General features: G+C 43.2%; 20 protein-coding genes. All 20 read right to left on the minus strand.

Annotated features, from left to right (window positions below; genetic code table 11):
* Positions 1-17: 17 nt before the first annotated feature.
* The 20 genes from ACX4JR_RS11145 to rimP all read right to left on the minus strand — a co-directional run bounded on the left by ACX4JR_RS11145 (position 18) and on the right by rimP (position 17142).
* Positions 18-1028, minus strand: coding sequence for an SDH family Clp fold serine proteinase (locus ACX4JR_RS11145; protein ID WP_476058126.1), 1011 nt, complete (start codon positions 1026-1028; stop codon positions 18-20).
* A 92-nt stretch (positions 1029-1120) separates the two neighbouring features.
* Positions 1121-1390, minus strand: a complete 270-nt coding sequence (locus tag ACX4JR_RS11150; RefSeq protein ID WP_476058127.1) for a YlmC/YmxH family sporulation protein — start codon at positions 1388-1390, stop codon at positions 1121-1123.
* A 27-nt stretch (positions 1391-1417) separates the two neighbouring features.
* A complete protein-coding gene (locus ACX4JR_RS11155; protein ID WP_476058128.1) occupies positions 1418-1756 on the minus strand; it encodes a hypothetical protein in 339 nt (112 codons plus the stop codon).
* 68 nt (positions 1757-1824) lie between these two features.
* The gene (locus ACX4JR_RS11160; RefSeq protein ID WP_476058129.1) at positions 1825-2379 is read right to left on the minus strand and encodes a dCTP deaminase/dUTPase family protein; all 555 of its coding nucleotides are present in this window, start codon (positions 2377-2379) and stop codon (positions 1825-1827) included.
* A gap of 62 nt (positions 2380-2441) precedes the next feature.
* Positions 2442-3698 carry a M16 family metallopeptidase gene (locus ACX4JR_RS11165; protein WP_476058130.1) on the minus strand — a complete coding sequence of 419 codons (1257 nt, stop codon included), beginning with the start codon at positions 3696-3698 and terminating at the stop codon, positions 2442-2444.
* A gap of 83 nt (positions 3699-3781) precedes the next feature.
* A complete protein-coding gene (locus ACX4JR_RS11170; RefSeq protein ID WP_476058131.1) occupies positions 3782-4840 on the minus strand; it encodes a D-alanyl-D-alanine carboxypeptidase family protein in 1059 nt (352 codons plus the stop codon).
* A gap of 114 nt (positions 4841-4954) precedes the next feature.
* A complete protein-coding gene (locus ACX4JR_RS11175) occupies positions 4955-5674 on the minus strand; it encodes a polysaccharide deacetylase family protein (protein ID WP_476058132.1) in 720 nt (239 codons plus the stop codon).
* A gap of 131 nt (positions 5675-5805) precedes the next feature.
* Complete coding sequence (locus tag ACX4JR_RS11180) at positions 5806-8025, minus strand: polyribonucleotide nucleotidyltransferase (RefSeq protein ID WP_476058133.1); 2220 nt, start codon at positions 8023-8025, stop codon at positions 5806-5808.
* A 204-nt stretch (positions 8026-8229) separates the two neighbouring features.
* Positions 8230-8499 (minus strand): 30S ribosomal protein S15, encoded by a 270-nt coding sequence (gene rpsO, locus ACX4JR_RS11185; protein WP_476058134.1) that lies wholly within the window; start codon positions 8497-8499, stop codon positions 8230-8232.
* A gap of 101 nt (positions 8500-8600) precedes the next feature.
* Positions 8601-8822, minus strand: coding sequence for a hypothetical protein (locus ACX4JR_RS11190; protein ID WP_476058135.1), 222 nt, complete (start codon positions 8820-8822; stop codon positions 8601-8603).
* Between the two features lie 13 nt (positions 8823-8835).
* Positions 8836-9066 (minus strand): hypothetical protein, encoded by a 231-nt coding sequence (locus ACX4JR_RS11195; RefSeq protein ID WP_476058136.1) that lies wholly within the window; start codon positions 9064-9066, stop codon positions 8836-8838.
* A 116-nt stretch (positions 9067-9182) separates the two neighbouring features.
* Positions 9183-10115: a bifunctional riboflavin kinase/FAD synthetase gene (locus ACX4JR_RS11200; RefSeq protein ID WP_476058137.1), complete on the minus strand. Its 933-nt coding sequence runs from the start codon at positions 10113-10115 to the stop codon at positions 9183-9185.
* Between the two features lie 24 nt (positions 10116-10139).
* Positions 10140-11066, minus strand: coding sequence for a tRNA pseudouridine(55) synthase TruB (truB, locus tag ACX4JR_RS11205; RefSeq protein ID WP_476060543.1), 927 nt, complete (start codon positions 11064-11066; stop codon positions 10140-10142).
* Positions 11067-11068: 2 nt separating this feature from the next.
* Positions 11069-12049, minus strand: coding sequence for a DHH family phosphoesterase (locus ACX4JR_RS11210; RefSeq protein ID WP_476058138.1), 981 nt, complete (start codon positions 12047-12049; stop codon positions 11069-11071).
* Entirely contained in the window at positions 12042-12401 is a 360-nt protein-coding gene (gene rbfA, locus ACX4JR_RS11215; RefSeq protein WP_476058139.1) for a 30S ribosome-binding factor RbfA, read from the minus strand. Before rbfA ends, ACX4JR_RS11210 begins: the two co-directional genes overlap by 8 nt.
* Before the next feature lie 40 nt (positions 12402-12441).
* A complete protein-coding gene (gene infB, locus ACX4JR_RS11220) occupies positions 12442-14946 on the minus strand; it encodes a translation initiation factor IF-2 (protein ID WP_476058140.1) in 2505 nt (834 codons plus the stop codon).
* A 9-nt stretch (positions 14947-14955) separates the two neighbouring features.
* On the minus strand, positions 14956-15297 hold the full coding sequence (locus ACX4JR_RS11225) for a L7Ae/L30e/S12e/Gadd45 family ribosomal protein (RefSeq protein ID WP_476058141.1): 342 nt from the start codon (positions 15295-15297) through the stop codon (positions 14956-14958).
* Positions 15290-15565: an RNase P modulator RnpM gene (gene rnpM, locus ACX4JR_RS11230; RefSeq protein WP_476058142.1), complete on the minus strand. Its 276-nt coding sequence runs from the start codon at positions 15563-15565 to the stop codon at positions 15290-15292. Before rnpM ends, ACX4JR_RS11225 begins: the two co-directional genes overlap by 8 nt.
* A gap of 11 nt (positions 15566-15576) precedes the next feature.
* A complete protein-coding gene (gene nusA, locus ACX4JR_RS11235) occupies positions 15577-16662 on the minus strand; it encodes a transcription termination factor NusA (RefSeq protein ID WP_476058143.1) in 1086 nt (361 codons plus the stop codon).
* A gap of 6 nt (positions 16663-16668) precedes the next feature.
* Complete coding sequence (gene rimP / locus ACX4JR_RS11240) at positions 16669-17142, minus strand: ribosome maturation factor RimP (RefSeq protein WP_476058144.1); 474 nt, start codon at positions 17140-17142, stop codon at positions 16669-16671.
* Between the last annotated feature and the right edge of the window lie 149 nt (positions 17143-17291).

Consider the following 17291-nt stretch of genomic DNA (forward strand, 5'->3'; position numbering starts at 1 on the left):
TTTCACCCCCGGGGAAATTAGCTTATTGTCCTCCAGCCGTGTCCTGTTATATTTACATTAATTTGGCCCCCGTCAGGGAAATCTTGACGCTCCACCAGCCCTGTAAATATAAAGTAATCCTGCCCCTCCAGTGATTCAACTACCCCACTGGGCACTTCAAACTCCGCGCGCCTCCCTTTTAAATATTCCGCCGGATTAAAGGGTTCCAGCAATCTGAGTTCCAATGCAAAATCCTTGTAAAGGCTCCACATCAAGCGGTCCAACCCTTCATCAGCAAAAACCACAGGCAGGCCGATATCATAGTATGCCTCCCACCGGGAAATCATGTGATTGTGAGCATAAAGCTTTTCTGTCAAGTTATCTACTATATTTTGCACCTTTTCTTCGGTCATCCGATTTTGTCTCAAATTTAGTAACCGGCAGGCCAATGAGCGAATTAACAGCCAATTTCGATGAACATTTCCCAAAGCCAGGGGGTGAATTTTTTCTGCCAGTAACCGGAAAATCTTAGATAATTCCTCTTGCTGCTGAATTCCGGCCTTTTCCTTTACAAGGGCAAGGTAAGAGTAAACATCTTCTATATTAACCGGAACCCTGGCAGCCGGATTTGAAGGATCCTGGGGGTTAAAAGCATTTGCCACGCTGGGATCGATGGGACCCAATTCTCCCATCTTCCCCATAACAATTTCGTCGGCACCTAAACATATCAAGGTTCCCGCGCTATATGCCCTAAAAGGAACTAAAACGCTAAAATGATTGGTATATTCCCGTATAAGATGAACCAGCCGCCAAGGAGTAAGGACGTCCCCTCCCCGGGTATATAAAAATAAGTCAATGGGTAGTCCTTTTTGCCCCATTTCCAAGTGTCGGTAAAATACCTGAGTTGCGTCAGGAGCAATCCTGGTGTTAATATTTTCCCTGTCACCGGTAATATAGCAAATGATTGAGGAACCTCTTAATTTTGAAATTTGTTGCATTAAATTTATACGTTGCTCCCGCCCCATACCTGCCTCCACGTTACGTTCCATTTTAAAGTTATTATGGCCAGGGCGACGCTTTAATAATTACCTACAAATAAAAAATTCAGTGGGATAAGCTTTCCACTGAATTAATAATATTTTTATGTCGAATATTTTCGGTAATCCAGGTTTGTCTGATCCAGCTCCACAATAATAACCTCAGCCCCTATTTTTTTTATAGCTCGCCAGGGTATGATTAAGCTCTGTTTATCTACCCAGAAATTTATAAAGTTAGACCGGAGAGGTAAGATAATTGATTCCACTTGTCCCGATTCAGCATCAATGGTTATGTCCGATTCCCCAACTACCCCGAGCTTGGCACCATCAAAAATATTAACAATTTCCTTACCGGCCAATTCCCCCATTCTCATATGACCATCCTCCTGTCCCGGTATTTTTTAAAAACGATTGCGCATCTCTAACACCCTTATAATAAAAGGCTGAATAATGGCTATAAGTATGGATACTGTAGCAATGGGTTCCAAACTAACCATACCGAATTTAATTCGCTCGGGAACCTTTATTTCCAAAAATGTAACCAAAAGTATTATTGAAAGGTATATCCCGCCTGCCATACCCACAAGATTTGTTAATGCCCGGGAAATGGGAGTACTCTTAGCCTCCCCAATGGTATCCCAATCCTTATCCCGGTACCTGTTCAATCTTATCCTTTCTCTAACGGAAAGAGTTACTAATACTAAAACAACAATAATTACCAACCAAACACCGATAGACATTGTCCCACCCCCAATAAAATTCTATTGGGGGTAAATTAAAATTATTCTAATGTTGAACAGTCAAGTACTTAGAAACTATGGCCCAATCCTCCACGCCGGGTGGACAGGCGGGGCTTATCATTGTTGATTATATAATATTTTACGAACATTCCTTGGGCAAAGGGTTCGTCTTTTTTAAAAGTAAAGGGTTTTGACCCGGAATTTTTTACTTTAATTATAATCACTCCGTCATTATCTTCATTAGAGTAGTAATCTGCATCTATCCAACCTTGCCCATTACACAATTCGATGCCATGTTTCATTCCGTAACTGGAACGTATGTTAATAAGAAGAATTTCATCCATCGGCATATATGCTTTAATGCCAGTATAAAAGATATGGCTTTCACCGGGTTGTAATGTAACCTCTTCCAAAGGCCAGAAATCATAACCGCCGGAACCGGGAGTAGCTCGTTGGGGCATATGAACCACCTTTTTTTCAAAGCCTCTCGCAACTTCAAATCCTCGAACTCTTTGTTTCTTCTCTAACAAGGATTTTGCCAGTTCAATAAGCGCCTCCAAAGTTTCCGGGGATAAGCCCTCTAAACGCTTGAGTATTTCCCCTTCCCTTTCCACCGTCATCATCCTTTCATAAAAGTTCTCTGAAAAACAAGATCGAACCCCTCTGCGGGGCCCGGTTTTACTGTCTATGCACCTTTAAGCCGCCTTACCAGTTCAGCATCTTCCCAAGAGCCTATACTGGCCAGACAAAAATTTTCCGGAGCCAGAAACTGACCTGCGACCTGTTTAACCTTATCATTACCTATACTGTTTATCCTGCGGACAATTTCCTCTGGGGGAATTACCTTCCCCAGGTATATCTGGGATTTACCCAGCCTGCTCATACGGTTATTTACATGCTCAAGACTTAACAGCAGATTACCCCTCAGCTGGTCCTTGGCCCGCTGCAATTCCTCATCAGTTACACCGTTAATTTGAATATCCCTAATTTCTTTAAATACCAGATCCACGGCCTGCCCCACATTTGCATGGCTTAACCCCAGGTAAATACAAAAGACTCCCCCATCATGATAGGAACTATGATAAGAAAATACAGAATAAACCAATCCCCGTTCCTCTCTAATTTGCTGAAATAACCTGGAACTTATCCCGCCTCCTAAAGTAGTATTAATTAATTGAAGTACATATACATCTTCATGTCTCAGAGGAAGTCCCGGAGCACCAATACAAATATGTACCTGTTTGGTATCCTTCTTTTGAAAGCTGACAGCACTGTGAGGCTTAGGAGTATGAAGCACACGAAGTCGTGTTTTAGATTCTAAATGCCCCAAGGACTTAATAATCTTTTCCACAACTCTTTCATGTTCTATGTTACCAGCCACTGTTACAATAATATTAGATGCTATATAGTGCTCCTCATAAAATTCCAATATTTTATCACGGGTTAAATTGGCAATAACCTCGGCAGAACCGATTATTGGCCGGCCCAAAGGATGATCCTGCCATAAAGTTTGTATAAAAACGTCATGAACGTGCTCATCAGGAGTATCCTCATACATTTTTATTTCTTCTAGAATGACGTTTCGCTCCCGGTCAAGATCTTCCGAAGAAAAACGAGAATTAAGCAACATATCACTTAATAGATCTACGGCAAATTCAAAAAAATCATCTAACACCCGAACATAATAACAGGTATACTCTTTAGTAGTAAAAGCATTCAATTGCCCCCCTACTGCATCCAATGATTCCGCTATTTCCCTAGCAGTTCGGGTCTTTGTTCCTTTAAACACCATATGTTCTATAAAATGGGTTATACCAGCAACTTCCGGGGGCTCGTCCCTTGACCCCACGTTCACCCAGAAACCTACCGCCACCGAATGTACATGGGGGACCTTTTCAGTCAAAATTTGTATGCCATTATCCAGAACGGTCTTTTTATGCACCTGGTAACCTCCTTGAACATATTAAAAGTTTCTATGTCTTTAATCTTTCGGCAAAAACTTCGTAAATCCTTTGTCATCTTTATTCATCTCCTGGTAAAACGATGCAATAAGGAAAAAATAAAAGAATCACGGGCAACTGAAATTTTTGTCACTAACTTTGCACATCCAATTGCTTTTCCCTGGTAAAAAACCCAGACTTGCCCAAGGCTGCTACCACTTTTAAGAGGAGCCTCCGGCTCACTATCCCATAAGATTACACGTTTTTCAATTTTTGGTTGCCCGTTAGCAGGACTTAAAAAAATAAGAGACCTATCAGCTACTAGTGGCAAATAATTTAGAGCTCCATTTTTTACCGGTATTTTTTTAAGGATTTCTCCTTCCTGTATTACCGTTGTTGGAGTAAAATTATTAAATCCGTATTCAAGAAGCTTAATAGTGTCTTTATAGCGATTATCACTGTGTAAAACAACAGATATTAAACATCTGCCATTCCTGATGGCGGAAGCCACAAGACATTGTCCCGCTTCATTAGTGGTACCGGTTTTTACACCAGTGGCACCGGGATATTCCCATAGCAACTTGTTAGTATTAGTGAGGTTATGTACCCAGTGGCCTTGCCCCTGTATTATAGTAAAGCGAGTACCTATAATTTTACGAAATGTAGGGTCCAAAAGTGCATAACGAGTAAGGAGGGCCAAATCATAGGCCGATGAAAAATGTCCCCGGGCAGGAAGGCCGTTGCTGTTAACAAAGGAAGTATTCGTGGCACCTAAAAACCTCGCCCTGCCGGTTATCAACCGGGCAAACAACTCTTCCGAGCCGACCACATGTTCTGCTATGGCCACACAGGCATCATTGCCTGACCTTACAAGGGCACCAGTCAGCAATTGTTCCAGGGTTAGTTTTTCTCCCGGTACCAGATACATGCTGGATTCGCCCACGGAGGCCGCCCTTTCGCTTACGGTTACTATTTCATCCAATTTACCCATTTCCAAAGCGACCAGAGCGGTTGCAATTTTAGTGGTACTGGCAGGCGGGCGCGGCTCGCAAGCATTCTTTGCAAACAACACCTGCCCCGTACGAGCATCCATCAATATAGCGGAATCGGCAGTAATTGAAATTTCTTCCATCGCCCAACCCATCTGTCCCGGGAAAAGCAAAAATAGCACTATAACAAATATCAGTTGCAACATATATTTCACCGTTTCCCTGCTAATAATCTTGAGTCCAATTTTTAATATTTCCCGGTATGCTTTTTAATTATAAAACTTTTTATCGCTCTTTTTTTTATCTCGGAGCAATTGGCTGACAGTGACCAGGTTATACCCCTGTTCCTGTAATGACTCTATTACTTGGGGCAGAGCATACACCGTTGGGGCAGTGGGGTGCATTAAAACTATTGCCCCATTATGAGCGTTTTTTACCACTTTATTTATAATAGCCTCAGGCGGGGGGTGTTTCCAGTCAACGGTATCTATGCTCCATAAAATGGTGCGATATCCCGCTTCCTCTGCAGCCTGTAATACTGCAGGTCCCCGCTCGCCGTAAGGTGGGGCATAAAGAGTGGGCCGCTTACCGGTTATCTCCTTTAGAACTTTCTCACACTTAATGATATCTTTAAGATTACCCTCTTTGGAAAGACGGTCCGGATGTGGATGGGAATATCCGTGATTCCCAATTTCATGTCCTTTCTCCAACAATTCCCTTGTCATGTCCGGAAACTTTTCTGCCCAAACTCCCCCTACAAAAAATGTGACCGGAACCTCGTAACGCTCCAAAACAGCCAGCATTTGGGGTAAAAATTCTTCTCCCCAAAAAACATTGCATGTCAAGGCAATTTCCTTTCTCTCTGAACTGCCCTGATATATGGGCTGCTGATCAATTAATACCGTCGATGACGTAGGCGGGGAAAAAAGCGAAAAACCCGTACCCAAAGCGGCAAAAAGAAATAGTATGCCTAACACTAAAAACGCCAAAGATTTTTTTATTAATATTACCCGCAACAACATACACCTCTTAATGGTTAAAATTAAAGCTAAAAAATAATATGCAAAGGTATGCGGGATTATAATAAAATTAAAAAAACCCCTACTAAGTAGGGATTTATTTAATAGCTTTTATGCTGCTTACGCCGGTTCCTTTGGCCCTGTAGCTTCTTGTTTTTTCTTTCGTTCTTTATACCTTTTGGGGGTTCAGGCATGGCATCTTTCTTGGATAATTTTAATCTGCCCTGGTTATCATAACCGATTGCCTTAACCAGTATTTCATCGCCTTCCCTAACAACATCCTCAACCCTGTTTACACGCTCGTGTGACAGCTGAGAAATGTGTACAAGTCCTTCTTTTCCAGGCAATCCCAAAACTCCAGGTATAACTTCCACGAAACACCCAAAATCCGTTATCCTCGTTACTTTTCCATTATATATTTCACCCGTTTTCACGTCTTGAGCAATTCTTTCAATAAGGCTCTTGGCATATTGTCCAGCTTTAGGATCTACGGCTGCAATGAATATACGGCCATCATCTTCGATGTCAATTTCAACACCGGTTTCTTCAATTATCTTCTTAATGGTTTTACCGCCGGGACCAATAACATCCCTTATCTTATCAGGGTCAATTTGGGTTTGAATAATCCTGGGTGCATACGGTGACAAATCAGGCCTTGGTTCCGAGATCACTTCCGCCATTTTATCTAAAATTTGCATCCGGGCTTGATGTGCCTGTGATAGAACTTCACTGAGCACCTCCCGGTTGATACCGGCAATTTTAATATCCATTTGCAGAGCCGTTACACCTTTTTTAGTTCCGGCAACTTTAAAATCCATGTCCCCCAAGTGATCTTCCATACCCTGAATATCAGTTAAAACGGCAAAATCATCGCCTTCCTTGATCAAGCCCATGGCCACTCCTGCAACGGCTGCCTTGATGGGCACACCGGCATCCATTAGGCCGAGACTACTACCGCAAACGCTTCCCATAGAAGTAGAACCGTTACTTTCTAAAACCTCCGATACAATTCGTATAGTATATGGAAATTCATCCTCAGAAGGGATAACCGGCTCCAAAGCCCTTTCAGCTAATGCTCCGTGCCCTATTTCCCGGCGTCCCGGGGCACGTATAGGACGTGTTTCACCAACACTATACGGTGGGAAATTATAGTGATGCATAAAACGCTTTGTTTCTTCTATCCCCAGGCCGTCAAGAATCTGTTCCTCGGAAATGGCTCCCAAGGTTACGCTTGATAAAACTTGCGTCTCTCCCCTGGTAAACAATCCGGAACCGTGGGTTCGTGGAAGTAGCCCAACTTCAACACTAATAGGACGTATCTCGTTAAGGGCACGCCCATCTATACGAACACGGTCAACCAGAATAGATCTCCGAATAATTTTCTTTTCCACGTCTTCGATAATTTTTCGTACTTGATCTTCGCACTCCGGATATTCCTCCGCAAAGGATTCAACTATTTCCTCTCTTATGGACTCTAAAAACTCTTCTCGGGCTTTCTTGCCGTATTGTTTTACAATACACTCCCGGATGGCAGCCTTTAATTTTTCGACAGCCCTTCCGGTAACGGCCTCTTCCAGGCCCTCTTCCAATTTTTCCTCGGGCACTTCCTTTTTAGGAAAGGCTAGTCCCATTTCTAACGCTTCTTCACGGAAACTCTTTATAAAACGAACAAGTTCTTTAACTTTTTCGTGACCAAATAAAATGCCCTCCAACATTACCTCTTCAGGTACTTCCTCCGCACCTGCCTCAACCATCATAATAGCCTCTTCCGTACCGGCTACTATCAGGTGCATGTCGCTTTTTTCATGCTGTTCCAGGGTGGGATTGATAACAAATTGACCATCCACCCTTCCCACAATCACTCCAGCAATGGGGCCATAAAAGGGAATATCGGAAATAGTCAAGGCACCGGAAGCACCCAACAAAGCCGAAACTTCGGGAGCATTATCCTGATCTACAGACATAATGGTTGCAATAACATGAACATCATTTCTTAAATTTTTGGGGAACAAAGGACGTATAGGCCTGTCTATCAAACGAGCTGATAAAGTCGCCTTTTCACTTGGCCTACCTTCCCGCTTTATAAATCCACCTGGGATCTTACCTACTGAATAAAGTCGTTCTTCATAGTCCACAATTAAAGGCAAAAAATCAATACCTTCCCTTGGATTTTTAGACATGGTAGCAGTAACAAGAACAACAGTATCACCATAACGAACCAATACTGCACCATTAGCCTGTCTTGCCACGCGTCCAGTTTCTAAGCTGAATGGCCTCCCGGCTAAATCTATTTCTTTTTTTAATATTTTTCGCTGTTGCATAATAGGTTATCACCAACCTGCTAAAACATTTAATTTTGAATAATTTCAGAGTAATAACGTTTAAATATTTTACCTATTTCTCCTATATAAACCAAAAATAATAATACACCATTTAATAGTATTACAATCCTAATTTATTAACATACATCACTAACTAAACTAACCCAGTATATACCAAGAAGCGGGTCTATACCCCGCTTCATTCTATTTGCGCAAGCCAAGTCTTTCGATTAAAGTACGATAACGCTCAAAATCCCGGGCTCTGAGATAATTGAGTAATGCCCGGCGTTTTCCTACCATTTTTAATAACCCGCGCCTGGAATGATGATCTTTTTTATGGACTTTTAAATGCTCGGTAAGATTATTAATTCGTTCAGTTAGGATGGCAATCTGTACCTCCGGAGAACCGGTATCATTTTCATGGGTCTTATATTCCTCAATAAGTGACCGTTTTTTTTCTGCCGTTAAAGCCACGATGCTCACCTCCTTTTTCATTACAATCCCTATTAGCCAAGTTAATCGTTGGAAAAAAACGAATCACCTAGCTAATAGTTCGTATCCTTTAAAGAGGATAATTACTTTCCTATTATAGTTATTACCAGGCGCCCGCCTGGAATATCTTTGGCGACAATGTCAAACATGCGGCCCGATTTAGCAAAAAAGCCACGAAAGCGGGTTGCAGTAGGAATACGACCTGGTATGCCACTGGCTGCTTCAACAATATCCTCAGTAATAATCCCTTCCTGCCTTAAGTCCCGTAATCGCTTACGGGCATGCTCTGTAATAATGATACGCATATTAGTGTCACCACTAATAGGCCTTAGATTTACATATCAGCTCATCTTCCTGCTCAGCCAAAAAGGCATATAAGGCATCTTGGAAGGCAATTAAGCTAACATTTTCCTCCATATTACACTGTAAATAAAGGTTTTCCAACTCATTTTTTAATTTTTGAAAATCCTCACTTAAACAAATCAGTGCTATTTGATTTAACCACTTTTTAATTTCCTCTTCGGATAAGTCAAATTTAGGAACACCCATTAATCAAACGTCTCCTTCCCTCAAATTCGAGACGTTTACCGCGTTAATTGTAGCATAATTGGCAGTGGAAGTAAACTTCTTTAAAAATTATATTAAAGCTAAAATTGTTTTATTCTTTAGTCCACATGCTCTGCCCTGGCATGTAAAATATCTTGCTTAATTTGCCGAATAAGCTCGGATACTGAAGAAAACCTTTTTTCTTCCCTCAACCGCCTATTGAAGAAAACTTTAATTCTTTTACCGTATAGATTACCATAAAAGTCTAAAAGGTGTACTTCTATATTTCTCCTGTTATTTCCCCCGTGAAAGGTTGGTTTAACTCCTATATTGGCAACTCCCAGAAAATTATCATCATCGACTTGAACTTTGACGGAATAAACACCGTTGGCGGGGACCATAATCCGAGAGTCGATTTCTAAATTTGCCGTAGGAAAGCCCAGCATCCTTCCTCGCCTTTCTCCTAGGACCACATCACCTTCCACGTACGGGCAATAACCTAAAAACTTGCGGGCCCTAGATATGTCGCCCTCGCGAAGCAGGTGACGGATAAGCGTACTGCTAACCACATCTCCGTCCACCGTCACCGGAGCTGTTATATGTACATTAAAACCATATTTCTTCCCCAGTTCTTTAAGCAAGTCGGGTGTTCCCTGTCCTTTATAGCCAAAAGAATAGTTATATCCAATAAAAACCCAGCGTACTTGCAGCGCATTTATTAAAATCCGGCTAACAAATTCCTCCGGCGACATTTGCGAAAATTGTCGGGTAAAGTTAGCCCTAATCATAACATCTGCGCCTAAAGCTGAAATCATTTTTTCCTTAGTTTCTTGAGTTAATAGCATGGGTGGTGCACTTTGAGGGTGTAATACTGCCCTAGGATGGGGGTAAAAGGTAAAAACGAAAGACGTACCCCCTATTTCCTTTGCTTTAAAAACCATGTTCCTTATTAGGTGCTGGTGACCGAGGTGCACTCCATCAAAGTTACCCAGTGCTACTACCACATTCTGATACTTGTCTCTGACATCTTCCAAGCTTTGATATACTTTCACCTGGCCAAGACCCCCAACTAATTATCACATCAACACCCTGACAGGCTGAAATATGTATCTTTTTTTTCCCTGCTCAGTTTTTTTTAACGTCTTCCCTATGGCTAAAATCCCCGCCGGGCCTTGTATCCTTACCAACTGGTTTTCGTGCAATTCCGGCAGCATACTTTCTTCCACAGACAATGAAATTCTGTTCCCACACCGAACCGCTTTTACGGCAGTACCCTCAATTCTCACCTGTGGAAGATTATCCAAAGCATCACTAATAGAAATTATGGCATCTTCAAATTTTCCGTCTTCCTTTAATTCTTGTAATTCTTCCAAAGTAAGAGCACCGGAAACTTTAAAGGAACCGGCACGGGTACGTAAAAGAAAAGACATATAAGCGCAGTAACCCAGGCTTTCACCCAAATCGGAACAAATAGTTCTAATATATGTACCGGCAGAACATTTTATATCAATAATAACCCTAGGGGTAGAAGTACCCAGATCAAAGGCATCAACAATACGGATGTCGTATACCCGGACCTTACGCTTTTTACGCTCAACCTCTATTCCCGCCCGGGCCAATTCATAAAGTTTTTTCCCTTTATATTTAACGGCGGAAGTCATAGGAGGAATTTGCTCAATTTCACCGATAAATTCCTGTAAACCTTTATTTATATCCTCTAGGGTTAATAAGGAACAATCTGCGGTTCTAATAATTTCACCAAAACCGTCCTGGGTAGAAGTTGCCCTGCCAAAGGTAATTTCTGCTCGATATTCTTTATTGTGGTCCATAAATTGTATAATCTTGGTAGCTTTTCCCAAGCATATGGGCAGTACACCGGCTGCTCCTGGGTCCAGTGTTCCGGTATGTCCCACTTTTCTTTGTCCGGTTAATTTTCTGATAAAATTCACGACGTCATGGGATGTCAAACCCGGAGGCTTTAAAACGTTTATTATACCATCCATAATCAACTTCTATCCCTCTCCCGGACCGCATCCACCGCTGCAGCCACCACTTCCCTGGTAACGTTTTCAATTTTTCCTTTTAAAATGCAACCTGATGCCTTTGCATGCCCACCGCCACCGAATTTGGCGGCAAGCTCATTTACGTTCACATCTCCCTTAGAGCGAAAACCTACTTTAAAAACACCGGATTTTAATTCACGAAACAAAATTGCAATCTTAACACCTTTTATGGAACGGGGATAATTGATAAGGCTTTCCGTATGCTCGTCACGGGCACTCACCTCTTCAAGGGTGCGCCTTAAAACCGTAATCCAGGCTACCCTTCCGCAATCACTGAGCTTAAGGGTTTGCAGAGTCGCCCGAAGCAAAAGCAAAGAAGGTAAGGGCTTTTCATCATATATCATTGCATTTAATTTACCGGGCTGTATTCCACATTCTATTAAATCGGCTACCCTGCGGTGGGTGGCCGGTGTAGTATTTTCATATTTAAAAGAACCCGTATCAGTAATTATAGCTGTATACAGGCATGTAGCCACGTCCGGTGATATATTCGTATTTGATTGTACCAACATATCAAAAAGAATTTCTCCGGTGGCGGCTGCCCTGGGGTCTACATAATTATAATCGGCTGGAATGCTATTACCCGGATGATGGTCAATATTAATGACCGTCAGGTCCCAATCTAATACTCTACCATATGGACCGAGACGATCAGGTACTGAACAGTCCAATACCACAAAAACATCGTAATTTTTATCTAATTCTTTATCACCAATAATCAGATGCTCTATTCCAGGCAAAAAGGAAAAATTATCAGGCACTGGGTCAAAACTCACCATCGTTACATCTTTCCCCATTTCTTTTAACACCTTACCCAGTGCCAATACCGAACCCAGGGAATCTCCGTCGGGCATTATGTGACCGCACAAAATAAAACTTTGCCGGGATTTAATAAAATCCATAATTGAATTAAGACTAACCATCCCCTATTTCACCTTTATCTTTAACCTTGCTTAACAATTCCAGGACCTTAGAACCTCGGTCAATGGATTTATCCAGTATAAAATTTATTTCAGGGATATATCGCAACCTGATCCGTCTTCCTAATTCCGAGCGTATAAAACCTTTTGCTCGCTGTAAGGTTGCAATGGAATCTTCTTGTTCCTTCTTTTCGCCAAACACGCTAACATATATCTTGGCATGTCGTAAATCCGTAGACACTTCTACCCTGGTAATAGTCACAAATCCAATACGGGGGTCTTTCAATTCATCTCTCACTATGTCTGAAATTTCTTGTTTGATTGCTTCAGCTAAACGTTCCGGCCGGTGTGCCATCCAGAACACCCCCTAAACAATATGGAATTCAAATTACCCCTTACGCCAATTCCCGTTTTACTTCTTCCGTGGTAAAGGCCTCTATAATATCTCCCTCTTGAATATCATTAAACTTTTCCAGGGTCAACCCACATTCATAGTTTTGAACAACTTCCTTGGCATCGTCCTTAAATCGCTTCAAAGAATCTAACTTACCTTCATAAACGACCACACCGTCACGAATTAGGCGAACACCGGCATCCCGGACAATCTTTCCATCAGTTACATAACAGCCAGCAATGGTTCCGACTTTGGATACTTTGAAAGTCTTACGTACTTCGGCACGGCCCAAAACAACTTCCTTGTATTCGGGCTCCAACAAGCCGCTCATGGCTGCTTTAATATCATCAATGGCCTCATAAATAACCCTGTACAACCTGACATCGACCTTTTCAGTCTCAGCTGCTTTCCTGGCATTAGCATCAGGTCTAACATTGAAGCCAATTACGATAGCATTGGATGCGGAAGCGAGCATAATATCAGTTTCAGTGATTGCCCCAACGCCCCCGTGAATAATATTCACCTTAACTTCCTCAGTGGATAGTTTTTCCAAAGCCGACTTCAAAGCCTCCACTGCCCCTTGAACATCAGCTTTAATGATTATGGAAAGCTCTTTTACTCCACCCTCTTGAATTTGATCAAAAAGATCGTCCAGTGACACTTTGGGGGTGGATGCCTTTAATTCTTCCTCCCGCTTACGGGCCTGGCGTTTTTCACTAATCTGGCGGGCCTTTTTCTCATCTTCCATGGCCAGAAACAGTTCGCCGGCCTCGGGCACTTCAGAAAATCCAAGAACTTGAACCGGAACCGAAGGTCCCGCCTCTTTGACCCGTCTACCGGTATGGTCCATCATTGCCCTGACTTTACCGTATGCAGTGCCGGCAACCACCGCATCCCCAACCTTCAATGTTCCGTTTTGCACCAGAACCGTAGCCACGGGGCCCCGTCCCTTATCCAACTCGGCTTCGATAACAGTCCCTCGCGCCAAGCGATTGGGGTTGGCCTTAAGTTCCTGCATTTCCGCCACCAACAAAATCATTTCCAGCAACTCATCAAGTCCTTTACGCTTAATGGCAGAAACGGGAACACAAATGGTTTCGCCTCCCCATTCCTCGGGGACCAGCCCATGTTCAGCAAGTTCGCTCTTTACCCGCTCCGGGTCGGCATTAGGTTTATCTATCTTGTTAATGGCAACAATAATGGGAACGTTAGCTGCTTTGGCGTGATTAATTGCCTCCACAGTTTGTGGCATAACTCCGTCATCTGCCGCCACAACCAAAATGGCGATATCGGTAACTTGTGCTCCCCGGGCGCGCATAGCAGTAAAGGCCTCGTGCCCCGGTGTATCCAAGAAAGTTATTTTTTGACCATTGCGTTCGACCTGGTAAGCACCTATATGCTGGGTAATTCCTCCGGCCTCACTGGCAGTAACCCTGGTTTCCCGAATGGCATCGAGAAGCGAAGTTTTACCATGGTCAACGTGTCCCATCACCGTTACCACACAAGGCCTGGGTACCAAGGCTGCCTCATCGTCCTCAGGTTCCTGCAAGAGTAAGGCTTCCTCATCTTCCTCAACCTTGATATTGACCTCAACATTAAACTCTTCTCCAACAATGACAGCAGTATCGGAATCAATTTCCTGGTTTATTGTAGCCATTACCCCTAAAGACATTAGCTTTTTGATTATTTCTGAAGCGCTAATGCCCATCTTTTCAGATAATTCTTTAACGGTAATGGATTCCGGTATAATGATAACCTTTTTCTCCCTGACAACTTGTTTCTCTTCCTTGGTTCCCTTGGCCTTACCTTTCTTGCGGTTGGGCCTGGAGAGTACTTTCCCTATGTCATATTCTTTCCAGTCGGCATACTTTTTCTTATATTGTTTGGCAGATTCCCTGTAAGCCTGCTTTTCGACCTGTTTTGCCCTTTCTTGCGCCCTGACTTTTTCCTGGGCCCGGGTTACGTCCGGCTTTGCCTTCTCCGCGGCTTTTATTTTATCCATAGGCTTTCCTTTGCGGGGCCTCCCGTGTCTACCACCTTGTGGTTCGCGCCCTGCAAATTTCTTCCCGTCCTGACCTGCCTTATCGTCTCCTTGCTTAGCAGCGATACGCCGCTGTTTATATGGGGACCTGCCAGTACCTTTGGAACGGGAAGGTTTGTCAGAAAATCTACGGTCCGGCGGTCTGGAAGGAACCTTATCAACCAAACCGGGACCACGGTCACCACGGCTATCCCTTTTATCACTTCGGCCCTGATCTTTTCTTTTATCCCCTTTTAAAGCCTCTTCATTCCTTTTTTCCCCGGCGGAAACCTTCCCGCCGTGCCGCTGGGCAACATCTGTATTCAGGCCACTGGAGATTAAGTCGGTTATCCGCTCCACTTCAGCTGGATCCAGTGTGCTCATATGTGACTTTATATTAATTCCTATTTCCGCCGCCCTTTTTATTAATTCCTTGCTCTCTATATTAAGCTCCTTGGCCAGCTCATGCACGCGCTTTTTAGCCATTTAACCTAATCACCTCCGAAATTTTAAGCCACTCATAATATGGCCTTCTCCCCTTTCCAACGCCCGCAATATTCCCCGGGCAAAGTATTTATCCGTTACCGCCACCACCGACCGCGGCGGCTTTTGCAACACCTGACCCAAAATAAATTTGGTACCGCAAAAAGACAAAGGAATATTATTTTGCTGCGCCAATTTTCTAAATTGCCGCTTTGTTCTTTCAGAGGAATCTTCCGCCAAGAGAACCAAATATGCTTTGTTATCCTTTATGGCCTTTCGAACGGCGGCATCACCGCTTACCAGCCTGCGGGCTCTTAAACAAAGGTTCAAAAGCTGTCTTACGGGCTCAATCATTTCGTTCCCCTAACTGCTTTAGTAAATCCTCGTAAACTCCCTCGGGAATAGAACTTTTAAGAGCTTTCTCCAAGCGTTTTCCTTTTTTGGCCTTTTCAAAGCATCCTTCAGAAGGGCAAATATAGGCCCCCCTTCCGGAACGCTTTCCTTTAAGGTCAATTTCTATGCTTTCCTCCGGTGTTCGTACAACCCTAATCATTTCTTTCTTAGGGCGCACCTGCTGGCATCCCACACACATACGCTGCGGTATCTTTTTCCTTTTGGGCATATACCCCCCCCCTATTCCTCAACTTCTTCTTTGAACAATTGCTCATATTCTTCGGGGTATAGCTCTGCCATTTGGCTCTCACTCTTTATATCGATTTTCCATCCAGTTAATTTTGCTGCCAGCCGGGCATTCTGTCCTTCTTTACCTATGGCCAGAGAAAGTTGATAATCGGGAACAATCACCCTGGCAATTTTCTCCTCCTCCCAAATTTCTACACCCACCACCTTGGCAGGACTTAAGGAACTGGCAATATATTTAGAAGGATCGGGATCCCACTTGATAATATCAATCTTCTCTCCACGCAGCTCGTTGACAACGGCCTGTACTCGCATGCCTTTAGGCCCTACGCACGCCCCAACAGGGTCTACATTTTCATCCCGAGAGTATACCGCTATCTTAGACCGCTGCCCGGCTTCCCTGGCAATGGCCATAAGTTCAACAACACCCTCTTGTAATTCCGGAACTTCCAATTCAAATAGTCTTTTCAATAATCCCGGGTGAGTACGGGATACAAAAATCTGCGGCCCCTTAGTAGTTTTTCTAACTTCAACAATATATGTTTTTATTCTGCTTCCTTGCACGTACTCTTCTCCAGGTATCTGCTCAGCAGGGGCCAATATGGCCTCGGCCTTTCCCAGCTCTATTAGCACATTTTTTTGTTCAACCCTTTGTATGATTCCTGTAACAATATCGCCCTCTCGATTGGCAAATTCTTCATAGATAATATTGCGCTCAGCCTCTCTAATGCGCTGTACCACCACCTGCTTGGCGGTTTGAGCAGCAATACGCCCAAAATTACTGGGAGTGACCTCGCTTTCCACCACATCCCCAACTTCATAGCGGGGATCGATTTTTTGAGCCTCCTCCTTTGAAATCTCCAGAAGGGGATCCTCTACTGTTTCAACAACAGTACGCTGCGAATAAACTTTAAAATCACCGGTCTCGCGGTCTATATGCACCCGAGCATTTTGCGAAGATCCGAAATTTTTTCTGTAAGCAGACAATAACGCCGCTTCAATTGCCTCCAAAAGGGTTTCCATATCAATTCCTTTCTCCCTTTCCAGGTCCCGCAAAGCATCTAAAAACTCATTATTCATCTATGTTTAGCCCCCCGAATCATCAAATTCAGGAACCAGTTTTGCTTTAGCCACTTGCTCAAAAGGTATATGGACATCCTGGCCTGTTACCTCCAATTTAATGTTCTGCCCTTCAACACCTTTTAAAACGCCTTTAAAACGGCGCCGGCCGTCAACCGGGCCAAAGGTATTGAGGCTAATTTGCCGCCCTGCAAACCTTTCAAAATCCGCTAATTTTTTTAAAGGCCGATCCAGTCCTGGAGAAGATACCTCCAATATATATGGATTGTTAATAGGATCATGTTCATCAATTAACGGCTCCACTACTTCGGATATCAGCTGACAGTCATCCAAAGTGACACCACCCGCTTTATCAATAAAAAGCCGCAAAAACCAGCGTCCACCCTCTTTAACATAGTTGACGTCCACTAACTCCATATTATTTGCCTCGACAACGGGTGCAACTAATTCTTCGACAATTGCAGCAATATTTTTACCCACTTTTAAATTGCCCTCCCTTATGAAGTTCTTATAACTACGGTATAAGACGAAAGAGTGGGTGTTACCCACTCCTTAAAATAACCATTTTGGTTACACAAAGAAATTAAAAAAATCATGCCTAAACCAACGTAAGTATATCACAGAAGATA

The sequence above is a fragment of the Desulfofundulus sp. JL263-se genome (assembly GCF_056316025.1).